A 16,181-nucleotide genomic window follows, 5' to 3' on the forward strand; every position below is an offset into this window, starting at 1 on the left:
CGTTGGCGCTTTGTTTTGTTCAGTTTTCAAAGAGCAATAATGGAGCGGGTGAAGAGAATCGAACTCTCATCATCAGCTTGGAAGGCTGAGGTTTTACCACTAAACTACACCCGCATTTATTTTTTAAATATTCCGAGAAAGGATGGTCGGGAAGACAGGATTCGAACCTGCGACCCCTTGGTCCCAAACCAAGTGCTCTACCAAGCTGAGCTACTTCCCGTAATAATGGTGCGCCCGGCGGGAGTCGAACCTACAACCTTCTGATTCGTAGTCAGATGCTCTATCCAATTGAGCTACGGGCGCTAATTTCTATGATGTTATTGGTGCGGCCGAGAGGACTTGAACCTCCACGGGGTTAACCCCCACTAGGCCCTCAACCTAGCGCGTCTGCCATTCCGCCACGACCGCGAAAGCGACTTTATCAATATAACACCTTTTCAACTTGATGTCAAGAAGAAAAATCAAGTGCGGGTGAAGGGACTTGAACCCCCACGCCTTGCGGCGCCAGATCCTAAGTCTGGTGCGTCTGCCAATTCCGCCACACCCGCATATAAAATGGTGAGCCATGAAGGATTCGAACCTTCGACCCTCTGATTAAAAGTCAGATGCTCTACCAACTGAGCTAATGGCTCTAAAATGAAAATGGCTGGGCTAGAAGGGATCGAACCTTCGCATGACGGAATCAAAATCCGTTGCCTTACCGCTTGGCTATAGCCCAATGTTTTGTGAAAATTAACAGCCAGGTTAATATTATATCACAATAGCTTAATTTTAGCAAACATTTTTTAAAAAAATGGCGGTCCCGACGGGAATCGAACCCGCGATCTCCTGCGTGACAGGCAGGCATGTTAACCGCTACACCACGGGACCATGTAATATGTAAGAAAGTGACCCATACGGGATTCGAACCCGTGTTACCGCCGTGAAAGGGCGGTGTCTTAACCGCTTGACCAATGGGCCTTGATAATGAATATGTAACTGGCGGAGAAGGAGGGATTTGAACCCTCGCGCCGCTTACGCGACCTACACCCTTAGCAGGGGCGCCTCTTCAGCCTCTTGAGTACTTCCCCAAAAAAATGGCTCCGCAGGTAGGACTCGAACCTACGACCGTTCGGTTAACAGCCGAATGCTCTACCACTGAGCTACTGCGGAATAATGTAAATGGGTTCCTTTTTTATGCTCAAGGACCTTCGTGTTTGTCGTAATGAACAAGTTGTTATCTTGTCGACTCTTATGATTATAAAGAGGTTACAACTTAAAGTCAAGCGTTCTTTTATGTTTTTTTATATTTTTGTTTCACCCTCTAAAAACCCTTGGTAAATCAATGTTCCGCGACATTTGCCGCATACGAAGCGAGCCGTGTCGATTCGTTTTCTTCTTCTATATACCTGCTGACAGTCTTTACACTTATATTGGATTGTATTCATATTTCTTTTCATTTGATTTGATGGCAGCGGCTTGCAGAATCTCGGAGCCCCGACTTGATTGAGTAGATGCTTGAAGTCCGCATCACGATGCTGATACCCCTTCTTCTCGATATGAAGGTGGTAGTGGCATAATTCATGCTTTATGATCCCGATCATTTCGTCCAGCCCGCGTTCCTCAAGATATTTCTTGTTGATTTCTATATTATGTGAGTGTAGCAGGTATCGGCCTCCTGTCGTTCTTAGGCGCGGATTAAAACTGGCAAGATGGTTAAATGTCTTATTGAAGTCCTTCAACGATAGTTGTTCAACTAGCTTTTGCAATTCCTGATTATCCATTTCCCCCTCCTTTCCCTGGTAACAGGACAACCCATTATAACATAGACTAATCATACAAGAGGAGACTAAGGGAGGAAAACCTATGCCTAATTGGTTTCAAAATCAAATCCGTAAAGCCTTTTATGAAAAGGATTATTATCAAGTGAAGATGTTGAATCAATGCTGGTTTTTTTATCAAAAGAAAGAAAGCCCCCGGTTATAGATAGCAGTAAAAAACTCCTTCTAATTAAAGAAGGAGCCTGCCATAAGCTAGTTTTGTTGCTTTGGTTGAAGCATCGTCAAAGATACCCTTTGCTTTTGAGTGTCGACTTGTTCGACCCAAACCGTCACCACATCCCCAACGGCCACTATATCCAGCGGGTGCTTCACAAACCTGTTGCTTAGTTTTGATATGTGCACCAGTCCATCCTGTTTAACACCGATGTCCACAAATGCGCCGAAATCCACAACATTCCTCACGGTACCTTGCAATTCCATCCCGACTTGCAGATCCTCCATTTTCAGCACATCCTGCTTTAGCAGAGGTTTTGATAATTCATCACGAGGATCTCTTCCCGGTTTAAGCAAATCCTCTATTATATCTTTGATCGTGATTTCCCCAATGTCCAATTCATCGACCAATTGCGCTGGATTTAAATTTGTTAGCTCAGCATTCAATGAGTCACTGCCTAAATCGCCTGAAGTGAATCCCATCTTTTTCAACAGTTTATTAACGGCACCGTAGTTCTCTGGATGAATCGCGGTTTGATCCAAAGGCTCATCGCCATTGATGATACGGAGGAACCCAATGCATTGTTCATACGTTTTGGCCCCAAGCCTTGGAATCTTCTTCAATTCCTTCCTGCTTGAAAACTTCCCTTCCGTTTCCCTTTTCTTGACGATATTTTGCGCAACTGATTTGGATAAACCGGCTACATATTGCAGTAAGGAAGAGGAGGCCGTATTCACATTCACTCCCACCTGGTTAACAGCCGTTTCCACCACAAAGGAAAGGGAATCCGTTAGCTTTTTCTGGGAAACATCATGTTGATATTGGCCTACCCCAACAGATTGGGGATCGATCTTGACAAGCTCCGCCAATGGGTCCTGAAGCCTTCTCCCTATTGAAACGGCACTTCTCTGCTCCACTTGCAGATCCGGAAACTCTTCTCTGGCAATGTCGGAGGCAGAATATACACTGGCTCCCGCTTCATTGACAATGATATAAGATATATTCCCTTTCACTTCTTTTAGAATATCTGCAATGAATTGCTCCGATTCACGTGACGCCGTCCCATTGCCAATCGCCACAATTTCAACCGAGAACCGCTGCAGGATCTCGACTGTTTTTTCACGCGCGGCCTGAAGCTTCGCAGCTGGCGGGTGCGGATAGATGACACTGATATCAAGCACCTTGCCCGTTTCATCGATGACGGCCAATTTACAGCCTGTCCGATAGGCAGGATCGAGGGCAAGAACCACCTTTCCCTTAAGCGGTGGCTGCAGGAGCAGGTTTCGCAGGTTTTCCGAAAAAATATGAATGGCTTGATCCTCTGCTTTTTCAGTCAGCTCTTTCCTGATTTCACGCTCTACGGAAGGCATGATCAAGCGCTTCAGTCCATCTTCAATCGCCGACTTCAAAACATCAGTTGCATCAGACTTATCATTTTTTATGATTTTGCGTTCAAGGTGGCCAATGATGATGTCCGTACGCGGCTGAATGGATATTCGCAATACCTCTTCCTTTTCACCGCGATTAAGCGCCAATACCCGATGCGGTACGATTCTTTGAACAGGCTCTTCGTATTCATAATACATTTCAAAGATGCTTTTCTCGTCCTTTTCTTGATTCTTCACAGCGGAAATCACTTTTCCAGCTTTGAAAATCTCAGCCCTAATCCATTTTCTCAATTCAGCATCATCGGAAATACGTTCAGCAATTATATCCTGCGCTCCTGCAACAGCCTCTTCAATGGACTGAACTTCTTTTTCCGCCGATACGAATTCCGCCGCTTTTTGATTAACCTTAGCTTCCAAATGGCATTCAAGCAGCCAGTCCGCAAGCGGTTCTAGCCCCTTTTCTTTCGCGACCGTGGCCTTGGTTCTCCTTTTTTGCTTAAAAGGCCTGTATAAATCCTCCACTTCCTGGAGCTTTACTGCCTTGTCGATTTGCCTTTTTAGTTCATCCGTCAGTTTTCCCTGTTCACCGATCGATCGTATTACTTCCACTTTCCTTTGACCGAGATTCTCCAGGTAATTCCACCTTTCCATGATGGAACGGATCTGGACCTCATCAAGCGAACCAGTCATCTCTTTTCTGTAACGGGCAATGAAAGGGACTGTATTCCCTTCCTGCAGCATTTGAATAACGTTTTGAACCTGGTGATTTTTCAAGCTTTGCTCATTGGATATCTGTTTAATCAATTCCTTTAACGTATCTTCCGCAACGATCATAACGTTTCCCCCACCCTTTCGATCTCATATATATAGTCTAGCAAATCAGGAATGAAGTTGCGAATCCCCATACAAAAAAAGCTCACTTCCGGATTACAACGAAAGTAAGCTTCCTAGTATGAATGTCGTATCATCTGCAGTTGCTGGACTGCTTTCCAAAATGGCTCTAGCGGTCACTTCCATTGGGGCCTGCCTTTTTAAAAAAGTTTTAGCACCCTTAAGCTCAAGGCCGTCGGAATGAAGAATGAACTTTGCATTAGGTTCATATTTGTATCTTTCCGTCCTGTATTTCTGTTTCCTGCCCGATAGATAACCTGTAACAGGTAATGGGTAGACAATCTTATCGACCGTTGGATTATACAGAAAAAAACGGATATTACCTACTGAACTGTATACAAATTCATTCTTATCATAGAATATTTTCAAAATGGATACGGCCGCTCCCCGTTTGTCGATCAAAACCTGATTGCAGACCGCCATCAAGGATTCGACATCCAACTCATGATTACGTGTCACTTCCTCGATTACAGCATGGGAAGATTCATATGCATATTTGCCACTGCCAAGACCATCTGCCAAAACGCAAACAAAGTATTCTTTCGTATGGAGAAAAAAATAGTCATCACCACAATAAACCATCCCGTTTTTAGAGGATTGGGAGACAACAATTTCGATATTTTCCCCTCGCAGAATATCTTTGATCACTGAATCAACTCCGAGTTTTCAGCGTTAATCGCCTCTTGAAGCTTCTTGATGGCACGGCGCTGGAGCCGGGACACATGCATTTGTGAAATCCCAAGTTTATCGCCGGCTTCTTTTTGACTGAGGTTTTCTAAATAGGTATGTTGAATGATCATCTTCTCACGGTCACTCAATACATGGAGAACCTTTTCAAGAACAAGGCGTTGATTGACCCTTTCAAAGCCTTCATCCTCATTACCGAATATATCAAGTAAGGTGACTGTGCCCCCATCGGAATCCGCTTCGATGGAATGATCGACAGATAAAGCCTGATAGCTTTTTCCCATCTCCATCGCTTCCAAAACTTCTTCTTCCGTTACGCCTATGCTATCGGCTATTTCATCGATTCTCGGCGAACGATGCAACGTCGTCGTCAACTCTTCGACCGTGACCCTGATTTTCGGCCCCAGTTCCTTTATCCTCCTTGGAACATGGACACTCCAGGTTTTATCACGTAAAAACCTTTTTATTTCACCGATTATGGTAGGTACGGCAAATGCTTCGAAGCTTTTGCCGAATGATTCATCATATCGCCTGATGGCACCTAATAAACCAATCATGCCGACCTGTGAAATATCCTCCTGGAACGACTTCCCTTTAGCATACTTACGTGAGATCGTTTCTACCAAACCTTTATAATGGATGACCAGATTGTTTTGCGCTTCTTCATCTTGGTTTTGCTGATACGCCCTGATCCATTCGTTAACCTGTTCTCTTTGTGCCTGATTAGGTTGAGACTGTCTTTGCATCCATCTCCACCTGCTCTCCTTCTAAAAACTTAGTCATAAAAACTGTAACCCCGTCATGCTGATGAATTTTCACATCATCCATCAGAGTTTCAATGAGGTAAAGACCCAAGCCTCCTTCTCTCATTAGCTCGACTTTCTGCCCATTCTGATATGGGCCGAGACCTTGGCGAACTTCTTCGAAATTACAGCTCTTACCACTATCAGAAACCATGACCTCCAAACGATCCGGATAAAGTCCGAAGCTGACCTTCACTTCCCCTTTTTCCAAGTCCTTGTAGGCATGCTGCACTGCATTTGTACAAGCTTCGCTTGTAGCGATCTTCAAATCTTCGATTTCCTCATACGCAAATCCCATCCGGCTTCCTATTCCAGAAAGTGTTAAACGAATGACACCGATGAATTCTGGTTTTGCAGGTATTTTCATTTCGATGTAATCATATACTTGACTCATTCTAACCCACCCTCTGTACCACTTTTTATATCAATGATATCTGCAAGGCCTGTGATATCAAATAAACGTCGCAGCCTTTCTGATAAACCGACTAATGTGAATTCGCCATTATGCGCCCTCACGCTTTTGAATGCACCGACAAACACTCCCAGACCCGTGCTATCCATATAGGAAACTTCAGTCAAATCGATGGTGATCTTGACGTTGTCCCGCTCAGATATCGGAAATAGCGATTCCCTTAGCTTCGGTGCAGTATAAGCATCGATTTCACCTTTTAGTTTTACTATAAAATCAGTATTCAATTCATTCACATCTACTGTTATATTCATCCTTGACCCACCTCTTCAAATCCTCTTCATTCTTATATCTATACCCAGAGGAAAAAATGCTAAACATTTGATTTTAAAATTATCAAGGTAAAATCATCCCTCAATTGGAAGTTCTGCATTTTCTCCAATTGCTTATAAATATTATTCACCATTTCCTGGGCTTGCAAATGCATATTCTTCTCAATGAAACCTATGAGCGTCTCCCTTTCAATAAACCCATCATTCGTCCGGCATTCCGTTACTCCATCCGATAATAAGATGATCATGTCGCCACGGTTCACCGTTTTTTCGTATTGGCGGTACCTCGTTTTTTTATCGACTCCAAGCAAAAGTCCCTTCGCGTCCAAATCCCTGAAGGTGCCCGCAGCGGCATCATAATAAAAACCCGGTTCATGCCCGGCCGAAGCATAGGAGAATTTCCTGTCATGCGGATCATACAACCCATAAAACATCGTGATGAACATACTCGGGTCGACATTATGCTCGACAACCCGGTTCAAACTCTCGAGCACGCTTTTCGGTTCATGCCGGTGCTCAGGAAGACTGTCCATCGCGTATTTGATCATGGACATGCACAAGGCCGCAGGAATCCCTTTCCCGATGACATCGGCTATCCCTACTCCGATACGTTCATTTTCGTCTTGGACGAAGTGATAATAATCTCCATTCATCTGTCTGGCAGGAACACTGATCGCCCCAATTTCAAGAGTCTTTATATCAGGTATTTCCGTTCCCAAAAGTGTATGCTGAACGTTTGCGGCGATTTCTATTTCCGTTTTCAATTCCTGCTGCTGATGTCTGAGGCTTTGATGCTCGCGGTAGGCAATCCCATACCCCATCATGACTTCAAGCAGGAAATCGAATGAATCCATCACTTTCCCAGGTAAGTCAGGGTAAAGTTCCATCAAATTATTTTTATGCATACTGATGATTTCTTCTGGAGATATATTGTATTTAATATGTAGGCGGCTAATCTTTTGCCCTTGATAGAGTGCCTGCTCATTTTGGTCTTTAAGATAAGTAGAAAGCGCCTCATGATACTTTTTCTCCATGTTCTCCCTATTATCCATAGTCTCCCCCTAACGGAGCCATTTCGTAGCGACAATCGTAGTCCCTTCACCTGGCGTCGATTCGATATCGAAGTCATCCATCAAGCGTTTGGCTCCAGGGAGACCAGCACCCAATCCCCCTGAAGTGGTATATCCATCTTCCATGACTCTGCGTATGTCCTCGATTCCCGGACCTTGGTCCTCTGCTATGATTTTCAATCCTGACTTCCCATTTTTGTTAAGCTTTTCTATGCTTACACTGCCTTGTCCGGCATATAGGTAAATATTCCGGGCCAATTCGCTTATTGCAGTCGTGATCCGTGCCTGATCGACAGTGCCGAACCCCAGTTCTTTAGCGACATTTCTTCCTAGCTGCCGCGCAGCCACGATGTCCCATTCATTAATTATTTTTACGCAGGATTGGAACTCCATTCTTTAATCCCCCAATTCCTGTTGTAATTTCTCCAGGCCTTTCTCTAAATCTAATGCTGTCATAACATCATCGAGACTGATACCAAGTTCGATCAATGTTATCGCAACAGCCGGCTGGATTCCCGTAATTACAACCTTTGCACCCATAAGCTTGGACATGCTAAAAACATCGCCCAATACCTTTGCGATAAAAGAATCTATAAAATCTATTGAGGTAATATCTATGACAACACCATTTGCGCTGGTTTCATGAATCTTATGCAGCAGGTCCTCTTGAAATTGAAGGGCGGTCACATCATCCAATTCCCACTGTATCGAGACTAACAAGCAGTCATAAAGCTTTAATATTGGAATCCTCATCCTTATCCCTCCACCTCCACGATCTTGCGGCTCGTTAATTCCAACGCGACTTCTATCCCTTTTTTCAAAGTATTTTTTGTAATCACTTCGTTCAGGTTAATGCCAAGATTGACGATGGTTTGGGCGATTTCCGGGCGGATGCCGCAAAGTATGCATTTGGCCCCTACAAGGCGGACCGCTTCCGCTGCCTGGATGATATGGTGGGCAACCATCGTATCCACTACCGGTACACCCGTTATATCGATAAGGACGACTTCGGATCTATGCTTCACCACGCCGGTCAAAAGGTTCTCCATGATCTGTTTCGCACGCTCCGTATCGATGGTGCCTATCAGCGGCATGACCGTAATGCCTTCCAATACAGGAATAAGCGGTGCTGAAAGCTCCTGCAAAGCTATCTTCTGCATCGAGACCGTTCTTTCCCACGTTTGCGTATAAATATTGACGATTTCATTGTTTATCGGTGTGGCCCACTTGTCCAAATGATTAACAAGATTGACTTGGTTATCCGGAGTAACCAGACCCTTTTCCACCATTCCATTAATGACAATCAACGTGAACTTATGAAGCCCTTCGTTGACGAAAGTGAGTGGCCATCCCAATTGGACGACTTTCTCGGCAAAATCCGAAAGCTTCAACGTGAATTCCTTGTTTTTGCTATCGACATTCGTGATGATCATATCTATAAATTCACTGCTCGTTTGCGTGAACATGCGATCAGAGACAACTTTTATTAATCTTTCGTCCGTACTTTCCTTCATGATATCCATCCACTCAGTCAGGATGTAATCTTGATTTTGCTTAATAAAATCGTAAACCAATTGATTCATAATATCCTCCCATTCTAACACAATTACTATGTTTTCCTATCCTCGTCACAAGGATGTTAACTAACTGTAATGATATTTCCATCTCGCGTTTCGCTGGTTCCCAGGACATTTTCGTTTTTTTATTTTCAATTAACTTCAACATAACTAAGTACCCATTTATTCGCATGAAAAAACCTATTTTAAATAAATATCCAGCAGCCCAGTAAAAAAACGAAGCTCTTCCATAAATGAATTGTACACTATTTTTATTCGTCAATCTTTTTATATTTCCTGCTGTAACGGCATGTGTAAAGATAATTATTCCAAGTACTGGACGCTAAAAAAAAACACGATTCCCTCATCAGGAATCGTGCCATCTAAATAACTCAAGAATGATTTGTATTATAATAACGCCCGCATAAACGGGGAAACTTTTTCTCTAGAACTCAATGAGACCTAAACTGATTTGCAAAGCTTCATTGACTTTTTGCATCATGGGTTCGTCAAGATGCGTGATTTTATCAGTTAAACGCTGCTTATCGATCGTCCTGATCTGCTCCAATAAAATGACCGAATCTCGCTCGAAGCCATACTTTTTTGCATTAATCTCAACATGTGTTGGCAATTTCGCTTTTTGAATTTGAGCTGTAATGGCTGCCACGATCACAGTCGGACTGAAGCGATTACCTATATCGTTTTGTAAAATCAATACCGGACGGGTTCCTCCCTGCTCTGAACCGACTACCGGAGAAAGGTCTGCGAAGTATACGTCACCACGCTTAACAACAATCAATGGCTCAGCCTCCGCTAACTAATCGTTCAACGCAATGACCAGCCTCGAATTCAGCCTGAAAAGCTTCTGAAGCAATCGTTAAATTGATGGCCGCCATTTCAATATAACCGCGTTTCATCGATTCACGGAACTCTTTCTTTTTACGTTCACGAAGATACATTTTTGTGGCACGATAAATAAATTCACTGCGATTCACATTTTCTTCACTCGCATACCCATCTAGTTCTGTTAAAAAATTTTGAGGTAATCGAATTAATATCTCTCTTGTTGCGCTGGATTCAGACACAAACATACACCTCCACCATCACTACACACCTTTATTATATATCCTTTTCAATATTACCATTAAAATGCCTATCTGCAAAGAGTATATTCTATTCTCCATCCTATTATCAGCATAATAAAGGAAATCTTATTCACAATCTTAGGATTTTTTTACAATCCGATCATTCCAAGATGAAGTTGCGGACATGTTGTAGCTGATGGTCTTTCATATATATACGCGGCACTCTTGCACCTATCATGCAAGTTACCTCATAATTGATCGTTTCCAGCTTTGCGGCTATTTCATCGACTGTGATCGATTCATCGCCATCATTGCCCATGAGTGTAACCTCCGTACCGGCCGGGAAAAATCCAGGCAGCTTGATCATGCACTGGTCCATGCAAATCCGCCCGACAATCGGCACCCTGATCCCATCTATGAGCACTTCCTGGCCCTGCAGCTTACGAATCCATCCGTCAGCATAACCAATCGGCAAGGTTCCGATCCATTCATTTCCTTGTGCCGTGTAGGTCGCCCCATAGCTTACGCTTTCACCCTTAACAAGCTGCTTGACTGCGACCAGCTTCGTTTTTAATGAAATGGCCTGCTGTAATGGATATGGCAATAACGGCTTCATTTCCACCGAAGGGCTTAAGCCATACATGGCAATTCCCATCCTTACCGCATTCCATACTGGATCAGCAAATCGTAAAGATGCTGCACTATTGGCGGCGTGAACAAAATCCGGTCGCCCCGTCAGCACTGTGAGCATCCCTTTAAATGCCGCTAGCTGCTTTTCATAATAGTCCGTGTCCAGTTCATCTGCCGTTGCAAAATGAGTGAAAATTCCCTGAAAGTTGAAACATTTTTTTTCCTTAAGCAGACCTTCCACTTTCATCAGCTTGTTTTTGTCGCGTATGCCGATTCTCCCCATACCGCTGTCCACTTTCACATGAACCTGCAGGACTTGTCCCGGCTTAAGCTGGGCTGAAGCACTTTCCAGCCAGGCATCATCAAAAACCGTCACGGAAATCCCTTGGTCCGCAGCAAGTGATGCACTTTCAGGCCTGGACACCCCCAGTACCAGGATTGGCGCAGTTATCCCCTTTTTCCGTAAAGCCAGAGCCTCATCCAAAAAAGCGACGCTTAAAAAATCAGCACCCGCTTCAAGCGCCGTCTTGGCCACTTCGTAATCCCCATGCCCATAAGCATTCGCTTTAACGACAGCGAAAAGGCTAACACCCGTTCCCAGTCTTGTTTTCATTGAAGAAATATTTTTACGTATATGATCCAAATTCACTTCTGCCCATGTATCTCGATGAAATAATGTCGTTTCCAAGCCTATTTCCTTCTTTCTCATGCGTACGATAAGATTTTTCCACTAGCGATGTTCGTTTATCAGTATACGACCATTCTATAACCAACCGCCAGAAAGATAAAGCGCTTTTTCATCAAAGGAACTGTTCCCAGGATTCCCCCTGCTGCCTGGTTGCAGGCAATTAAAATGATAACAAGCTGCTTCCCCGCCTGCTCTTCCTAGAAGCTACCTTCGTGAGGAGACGGGAAATATCAGCTTGTTTTGCGAACCTATTTGACTGGATCGCCCCCAACGGAACGGGCCACTTCTATCATCTCCGCCTGCGTCAGATCCTTCGATGCAAGCATATAATCCACGCCTTCAAACGTCCATGCAATCGTATTCCCCGTCATGGCTCCAACTGTATATCCCAAATCAACCGGATCGCCATTCACATTCGTTGCAACTGAAGTTTGTACCACTTCCGCTTTTTCCTGTACGAGTGTAAAGCTTTTCGTTCCCTCATATGTCAAAACGACACGTTCCCCACCATTATCGGTCGTGATTTCCTTTTCTTCGGTCAAACTCATATCACCAATATTTTCAGGATATTTCACTGCAAAGCCCTCACTTTGGACTTCAGCCATAACAGGAGCTTCAAGTTGTGCGCTTGTCATATTTTTCTTCATATCAAATGAATCCTTATCAAAGGTCGTATCGAATTTCACCTTCGAAAATTCAACAAGGACAAGTGCCGTTTTATCCGGGTCCATGACCTTTACACTGACTGGCGACAAATCCTTTTTGTTTATAGTAATCTCTTGATAAGGTAACATTTTATTGTTTTGGTAACGTGTTTTCGTTACGAAGACATAATGTTTATCCGTTTCTTTATAAGTCGCACTTTTGTCTTCCGTAATGTCCTTCACTAACGACTCGAATAAATAAGCCTGACTGCTGTTCTCTGGCCACTCACTTTGAAATTTAAAGCTTTTATTCAAAGCGGGCGTCAAGACATATACCCCGTCATCATTCTTCAAAATCATCTGACTTTGATCTTTCTCTTCATTTTTTAGGTTCACGCGATAAAAGGACGGGTCCTTATGCCAAATTTCTACATTATACACTTGAGGATCCGTGCCCATCTTCAATGTCATCTTCGCATTGGCTTTATACCCCTTCATTTCCCCAAGCTTCTCATTCAATTCACTCACTACATCACCCTGTGATTTTTGCCCGCAAGCAGAAAGAGCAAGCAAGAGCATGATCCCTGCAAAAAGCATGAACATCTTCTTCATCTTTTCAACCCCTTTTTGTCATTTGAACGTAAAAGGGAGAGGAAAAGGCAGGATCCGGACATTGGCTCGACTGATGTCTTAGTCTCCTCAGCATTTTAGACAGGGACCCTTGCGAGCCTGCCAAAAACCACTCTTGGAGCACCTACTCTGCCATGTACCTTATACCGGGCCTTGTCTCCCTATAGCACTAAATGTATATGAGACAACCTTAAGGTTTATGACCCGATCGGACAAAACTCAATCCACCCTCTCAATTATGACCTGGGCAACCGCATATTCCCGGCTGTGGCTGATCGACAGATGGACACCTTCTGAAAACGGCTTGGTAATAACCGGCTTTCCATTCTCATCAGCATTGGTTTCAATATCCAGGAAGGACAAATGCTTACCGATTCCTGTACCGTAAGCTTTTGAAAAAGCCTCCTTCGCTGCGAAGCGGCCAGCAAAATATTCGACTTTTCTTCTTCCATTCAACCCTTCAAAGATCAAAATTTCCGTATCTGTCAATATTCGTTCCTTTAAACGCGGCTGCCGTTCAATCATGGCTTCCATTCTATCCAATTCAGTTATATCCACACCGATGCCTTTAATCATATTGACACCCCTTCTATAAAATTGATGTGTTGCATAGTATTAGGAGGACTCTTTTACCAAAAAGGTAATAATATGGTTCCTTATTAAAACGATGAAGGAGGAAGTTATGTTTACAAGAACTGAAAGCTTCCGTGAATATGCCACTGCCTATCGAGCCGTGACAGTGCTCATTTTCATCATGATGCTCGTTTTCGTTCTCGTCCTTTTCCCCATAATTCCCGGCAATTTACTATTTTATTACGGCTCAGGCGTAAACCTATTGATCAATGATGGACAATGGTGGCGGCTGGTGACACCCATTTTCCTACACAGCACGTTCACGCATTTACTGTTCAATGGGTTCTCGCTTGCCATCTTCGGACCAGCCCTCGAGAAATATCTCGGTTCCTTCAAGTTCTTGATTTTCTTTTTGACAACCGGAATCCTGGCCAATGTCGCGACTTTTTTGCTTAAACCGCTCACATATACCCACATAGGTGCCAGCGGAGCAATTTTCGGGTTACTCGGATTCTTTCTTTACCTGGTATTATTCAATAAAAACCATTTTACGACCAATGAAAGAAATACAGTCTATACACTGACCGGGATCGCCATCATCATGACCTTCATCCAGCCGCAGATCAATGTTGTCGGACATTTGGCCGGCCTGGCAACCGCCCTTTTAACCGCACCTCTATATTGGAAAAAACGATGGTAGGACAAACAGCCGACTCTCTCGATCATCTGGAGTCGACTGTTTTTTTAGGTAAGTACCAAGATTCAATTGTTCGACAATCTTCTTCTTCCACATCCATGACCAAACCGATCCGGGCATGGACTCCAGACTTGATCGAGGCTGAAATCGTCGCTAGCCCTTTCCTGCTTTGAAACCAGCTTCTTTTATAGCAAATGGCTTGGATCCTGCTTCTCTGCATGATCAAGGTTTGCTTGGAAAATAAACGATGGCTCAACAGCAATAGATCTCCGTCTATATTCCAAGCCGCATCTTTATATTCCATATACGCCCAAAAGATCCCCAGAGGAAATAGAATCAAGGATAGGAATCCCCAAGGCTTGAAAAACCAAGACAAGACACCGATGATGGGGATGATGAAAACGGCTTTACGAAAAACATAACGGGATAGGGCCCGTTTCGGTATCGGGGTCATTTCCGAGATCGTTTGATAAGCCGGTAACATTTCCCCTAGTTTCGCTTGTAATAGCTTCTTCTTGATAAAAGGGAAAAGCATGATGGTCAAGCTCTCTTTATCTTCGACACTGCCTCCAGCATATTCAAGGTAAACGGTCGCGAATCCCAAAGGCTTTCGCACCAAATTCTCGATGACCCGGATTCCCTGAATTTTATGGATGGGGATGGTCAATTGCCTTTTCTCGAGAAGCCCCCTGGAAATGATGAGCTCCTCCCCGGTTTTCATCACGGTAAATGAAGCATATTTCATGACCATGCTCACTGTGGCCAATACATACACCGCCAATAAGCCCACTATCGCGAAAGCAGTCAAGATGATGGTACCCATTCCAATAAAGGCTTCATAGTTCTTGAATATCCGGTCAAAAGGAATGATTTCATCGAACTGTGAGATAAAAGCGATGGCACCGGATAGAAAGACTCCTACCGCTCCCGAGGTGGCAGCCATGGCGACTAATTGCGGCAACGTCTGCTTATAAACCGAAGAAGCTTCCACCGCTCCTTCGTGACGGGAGTGACGATCTTTTTCCATTTCAGGAACATCAATCGCTGTTTTGTTTTTTTCAGTGCTTATGAAAGCATTGATGCGCCCGGCATCACGTTTGCCGATTGCCGATAAAACGGCATCAGCCTGGGTTCCTCCTGCCGTTTCGATATTGACTTTCACCAGCCGGAATATTCGCTGGATGATTCCCTGCGATATATCTATGCTATGTATCCGATCAAGCTTTATATACCGTTTCTTCCTTACAAACACCCCAGACTCGATTCTAAATTCGCCATCTTCCATCCGATAAGTGAAACGAAGCCATTGCAGGAATGCATGAATGATCAGGAAAAGGACAATAACGGAGATGGCTAGCGGTTGTACCCATCCAGGAATTCCTTCGTTCCTCCCAGGAATCACGATCACCAATACGAAGGGGACGACTAACTCCTTGATTGATTTCAAAATGTTTAGCAATACAGCAACAGGGTGAAGCCTTTTAGGTTCAGACATCTTCTTCCTCCACACTGGCCATTCTGGAAATATAGTGCCTTAATTCATCCGCCTCTGCAAGATCGAGCGCAGGTATGACATGCATGGTTGCCGCAGTCGAAATTTCTACGGAGGCCAAATCGTATTTTCTTAACAAAGGTCCTTGCTTCGTTTCAACATGCTGAACCCGAATCATCGGTATGAGTGTTCTTTTTATGACGAATATGCCGCTTTGGATATCAATTTCCGTATTTCGCACTTCATACCGCCATCTTTTCCATTTTACCGACGGCATCAAGAAGATCGTCAAATACGACTGAATGATCGAAAGGATGACCACTCCTCCAAAAACCCAATAGGTCCATTCAAAAAAAACGGTAAGCGTGAATATCGCAATGCAAATAATCCAGGTGATTGAAGATCCTATCAGTCCACTGATTTTCCAGACTGTCAGGGCTTTATTCGAGATACGATTTTCAAGTTCCATGAGCTCTCCTCTTCCGCATAGGGATATATTTCAATGCAGCATCATCCAGCCTGCTCCTTTCCTCCATTATACTATAATTTTACGACCTCAATTAACCCACATTTTTGAACAATTCATTCCGGCAAACCTGGCGGACTTTATGCACATAAAAAAATGCCGCTCA

The 16,181-nt window shown here is 43.9% G+C and carries 19 protein-coding genes and 11 tRNA genes; 2 read left to right on the forward strand and 28 right to left on the reverse strand.

Annotated elements, in window-relative coordinates:
* Window positions 1-40 precede the first annotated feature (40 nt).
* The 12 genes from QNI08_RS21850 to QNI08_RS21905 form a co-directional block, all read right to left on the reverse strand.
* A tRNA-Gly gene (locus tag QNI08_RS21850) sits at window positions 41-114 on the reverse strand.
* Window positions 115-143: 29 nt separating this feature from the next.
* Window positions 144-220, reverse strand: a tRNA-Pro gene (locus QNI08_RS21855).
* A gap of 6 nt (window positions 221-226) precedes the next feature.
* A tRNA-Arg gene (locus QNI08_RS21860) sits at window positions 227-303 on the reverse strand.
* A gap of 18 nt (window positions 304-321) precedes the next feature.
* Window positions 322-408: transfer RNA gene (locus QNI08_RS21865), tRNA-Leu, on the reverse strand.
* 58 nt (window positions 409-466) lie between these two features.
* Window positions 467-548: transfer RNA gene (locus QNI08_RS21870), tRNA-Leu, on the reverse strand.
* An 8-nt stretch (window positions 549-556) separates the two neighbouring features.
* Window positions 557-632 (reverse strand) — tRNA-Lys (locus QNI08_RS21875).
* Window positions 633-643: 11 nt separating this feature from the next.
* Window positions 644-718, reverse strand: a tRNA-Gln gene (locus QNI08_RS21880).
* Between the two features lie 76 nt (window positions 719-794).
* A tRNA-Asp gene (locus QNI08_RS21885) sits at window positions 795-870 on the reverse strand.
* An 18-nt stretch (window positions 871-888) separates the two neighbouring features.
* A tRNA-Glu gene (locus tag QNI08_RS21890) sits at window positions 889-960 on the reverse strand.
* A gap of 19 nt (window positions 961-979) precedes the next feature.
* A tRNA-Ser gene (locus QNI08_RS21895) sits at window positions 980-1,070 on the reverse strand.
* Between the two features lie 7 nt (window positions 1,071-1,077).
* A tRNA-Asn gene (locus QNI08_RS21900) sits at window positions 1,078-1,152 on the reverse strand.
* A 131-nt stretch (window positions 1,153-1,283) separates the two neighbouring features.
* Window positions 1,284-1,763 carry a SprT family protein gene (locus tag QNI08_RS21905; protein WP_285769465.1) on the reverse strand — a complete coding sequence of 160 codons (480 nt, stop codon included), beginning with the start codon at window positions 1,761-1,763 and terminating at the stop codon, window positions 1,284-1,286.
* Window positions 1,764-1,845: 82 nt separating this feature from the next.
* On the opposite strand from QNI08_RS21905, the gene cmpA reads away from it, so the two are divergent.
* The gene (cmpA, locus tag QNI08_RS21910; RefSeq protein WP_285769466.1) at window positions 1,846-1,965 is read left to right on the forward strand and encodes a cortex morphogenetic protein CmpA; all 120 of its coding nucleotides are present in this window, start codon (window positions 1,846-1,848) and stop codon (window positions 1,963-1,965) included.
* A 47-nt stretch (window positions 1,966-2,012) separates the two neighbouring features.
* Here cmpA and QNI08_RS21915 read toward each other — a convergent pair whose 3' ends face one another.
* The 14 genes from QNI08_RS21915 to acpS form a co-directional block, all read right to left on the reverse strand.
* Window positions 2,013-4,196, reverse strand: a complete 2,184-nt coding sequence (locus tag QNI08_RS21915) for a Tex family protein (RefSeq protein WP_285769467.1) — start codon at window positions 4,194-4,196, stop codon at window positions 2,013-2,015.
* Between the two features lie 93 nt (window positions 4,197-4,289).
* The gene (locus tag QNI08_RS21920; protein ID WP_285769468.1) at window positions 4,290-4,901 is read right to left on the reverse strand and encodes a SpoIIE family protein phosphatase; all 612 of its coding nucleotides are present in this window, start codon (window positions 4,899-4,901) and stop codon (window positions 4,290-4,292) included.
* A complete protein-coding gene (gene sigB, locus QNI08_RS21925) occupies window positions 4,898-5,686 on the reverse strand; it encodes an RNA polymerase sigma factor SigB (RefSeq protein ID WP_285769469.1) in 789 nt (262 codons plus the stop codon). Before sigB ends, QNI08_RS21920 begins: the two co-directional genes overlap by 4 nt.
* Window positions 5,664-6,137, reverse strand: coding sequence for an anti-sigma B factor RsbW (gene rsbW, locus QNI08_RS21930; protein ID WP_285769470.1), 474 nt, complete (start codon window positions 6,135-6,137; stop codon window positions 5,664-5,666). The genes sigB and rsbW overlap by 23 nt, the downstream gene beginning before the upstream one ends.
* On the reverse strand, window positions 6,134-6,466 hold the full coding sequence (locus tag QNI08_RS21935; RefSeq protein ID WP_285769471.1) for an anti-sigma factor antagonist: 333 nt from the start codon (window positions 6,464-6,466) through the stop codon (window positions 6,134-6,136). Before QNI08_RS21935 ends, rsbW begins: the two co-directional genes overlap by 4 nt.
* Before the next feature lie 59 nt (window positions 6,467-6,525).
* A complete protein-coding gene (locus tag QNI08_RS21940) occupies window positions 6,526-7,536 on the reverse strand; it encodes a PP2C family protein-serine/threonine phosphatase (RefSeq protein WP_285769472.1) in 1,011 nt (336 codons plus the stop codon).
* 9 nt (window positions 7,537-7,545) lie between these two features.
* Window positions 7,546-7,947, reverse strand: a complete 402-nt coding sequence (locus QNI08_RS21945; protein ID WP_285769473.1) for an anti-sigma regulatory factor — start codon at window positions 7,945-7,947, stop codon at window positions 7,546-7,548.
* Between the two features lie 3 nt (window positions 7,948-7,950).
* Window positions 7,951-8,307 carry an STAS domain-containing protein gene (locus QNI08_RS21950; protein WP_061143976.1) on the reverse strand — a complete coding sequence of 119 codons (357 nt, stop codon included), beginning with the start codon at window positions 8,305-8,307 and terminating at the stop codon, window positions 7,951-7,953.
* A 2-nt stretch (window positions 8,308-8,309) separates the two neighbouring features.
* Entirely contained in the window at window positions 8,310-9,137 is an 828-nt protein-coding gene (locus tag QNI08_RS21955; protein WP_285769474.1) for an RsbT co-antagonist protein RsbRA, read from the reverse strand.
* Window positions 9,138-9,555: 418 nt separating this feature from the next.
* The gene (locus QNI08_RS21960; RefSeq protein ID WP_034306610.1) at window positions 9,556-9,906 is read right to left on the reverse strand and encodes a type II toxin-antitoxin system PemK/MazF family toxin; all 351 of its coding nucleotides are present in this window, start codon (window positions 9,904-9,906) and stop codon (window positions 9,556-9,558) included.
* Between the two features lie 7 nt (window positions 9,907-9,913).
* Window positions 9,914-10,195 carry a CopG family ribbon-helix-helix protein gene (locus QNI08_RS21965; protein ID WP_034306380.1) on the reverse strand — a complete coding sequence of 94 codons (282 nt, stop codon included), beginning with the start codon at window positions 10,193-10,195 and terminating at the stop codon, window positions 9,914-9,916.
* A 160-nt stretch (window positions 10,196-10,355) separates the two neighbouring features.
* Window positions 10,356-11,513 carry an alanine racemase gene (gene alr / locus QNI08_RS21970; RefSeq protein WP_483313810.1) on the reverse strand — a complete coding sequence of 386 codons (1,158 nt, stop codon included), beginning with the start codon at window positions 11,511-11,513 and terminating at the stop codon, window positions 10,356-10,358.
* A 248-nt stretch (window positions 11,514-11,761) separates the two neighbouring features.
* The gene (locus QNI08_RS21975) at window positions 11,762-12,769 is read right to left on the reverse strand and encodes a LolA family protein (protein WP_285769476.1); all 1,008 of its coding nucleotides are present in this window, start codon (window positions 12,767-12,769) and stop codon (window positions 11,762-11,764) included.
* 237 nt (window positions 12,770-13,006) lie between these two features.
* Window positions 13,007-13,363 carry a holo-ACP synthase gene (acpS, locus tag QNI08_RS21980; protein WP_285769477.1) on the reverse strand — a complete coding sequence of 119 codons (357 nt, stop codon included), beginning with the start codon at window positions 13,361-13,363 and terminating at the stop codon, window positions 13,007-13,009.
* A 106-nt stretch (window positions 13,364-13,469) separates the two neighbouring features.
* Between acpS and QNI08_RS21985 the strand changes: the two genes are divergently transcribed.
* Window positions 13,470-14,060 carry a rhomboid family intramembrane serine protease gene (locus QNI08_RS21985; RefSeq protein ID WP_285769478.1) on the forward strand — a complete coding sequence of 197 codons (591 nt, stop codon included), beginning with the start codon at window positions 13,470-13,472 and terminating at the stop codon, window positions 14,058-14,060.
* A 22-nt stretch (window positions 14,061-14,082) separates the two neighbouring features.
* Here the strand turns inward: QNI08_RS21985 and QNI08_RS21990 are convergent, their stop codons facing one another.
* Complete coding sequence (locus tag QNI08_RS21990) at window positions 14,083-15,552, reverse strand: PH domain-containing protein (protein WP_285769479.1); 1,470 nt, start codon at window positions 15,550-15,552, stop codon at window positions 14,083-14,085.
* Window positions 15,545-16,018: a PH domain-containing protein gene (locus tag QNI08_RS21995; RefSeq protein WP_285769480.1), complete on the reverse strand. Its 474-nt coding sequence runs from the start codon at window positions 16,016-16,018 to the stop codon at window positions 15,545-15,547. The genes QNI08_RS21990 and QNI08_RS21995 overlap by 8 nt, the downstream gene beginning before the upstream one ends.
* Between the last annotated feature and the right edge of the window lie 163 nt (window positions 16,019-16,181).

The sequence above is a fragment of the Peribacillus folii genome, assembly GCF_030271255.1.
Classification (GTDB): domain Bacteria; phylum Bacillota; class Bacilli; order Bacillales; family DSM-1321; genus Peribacillus.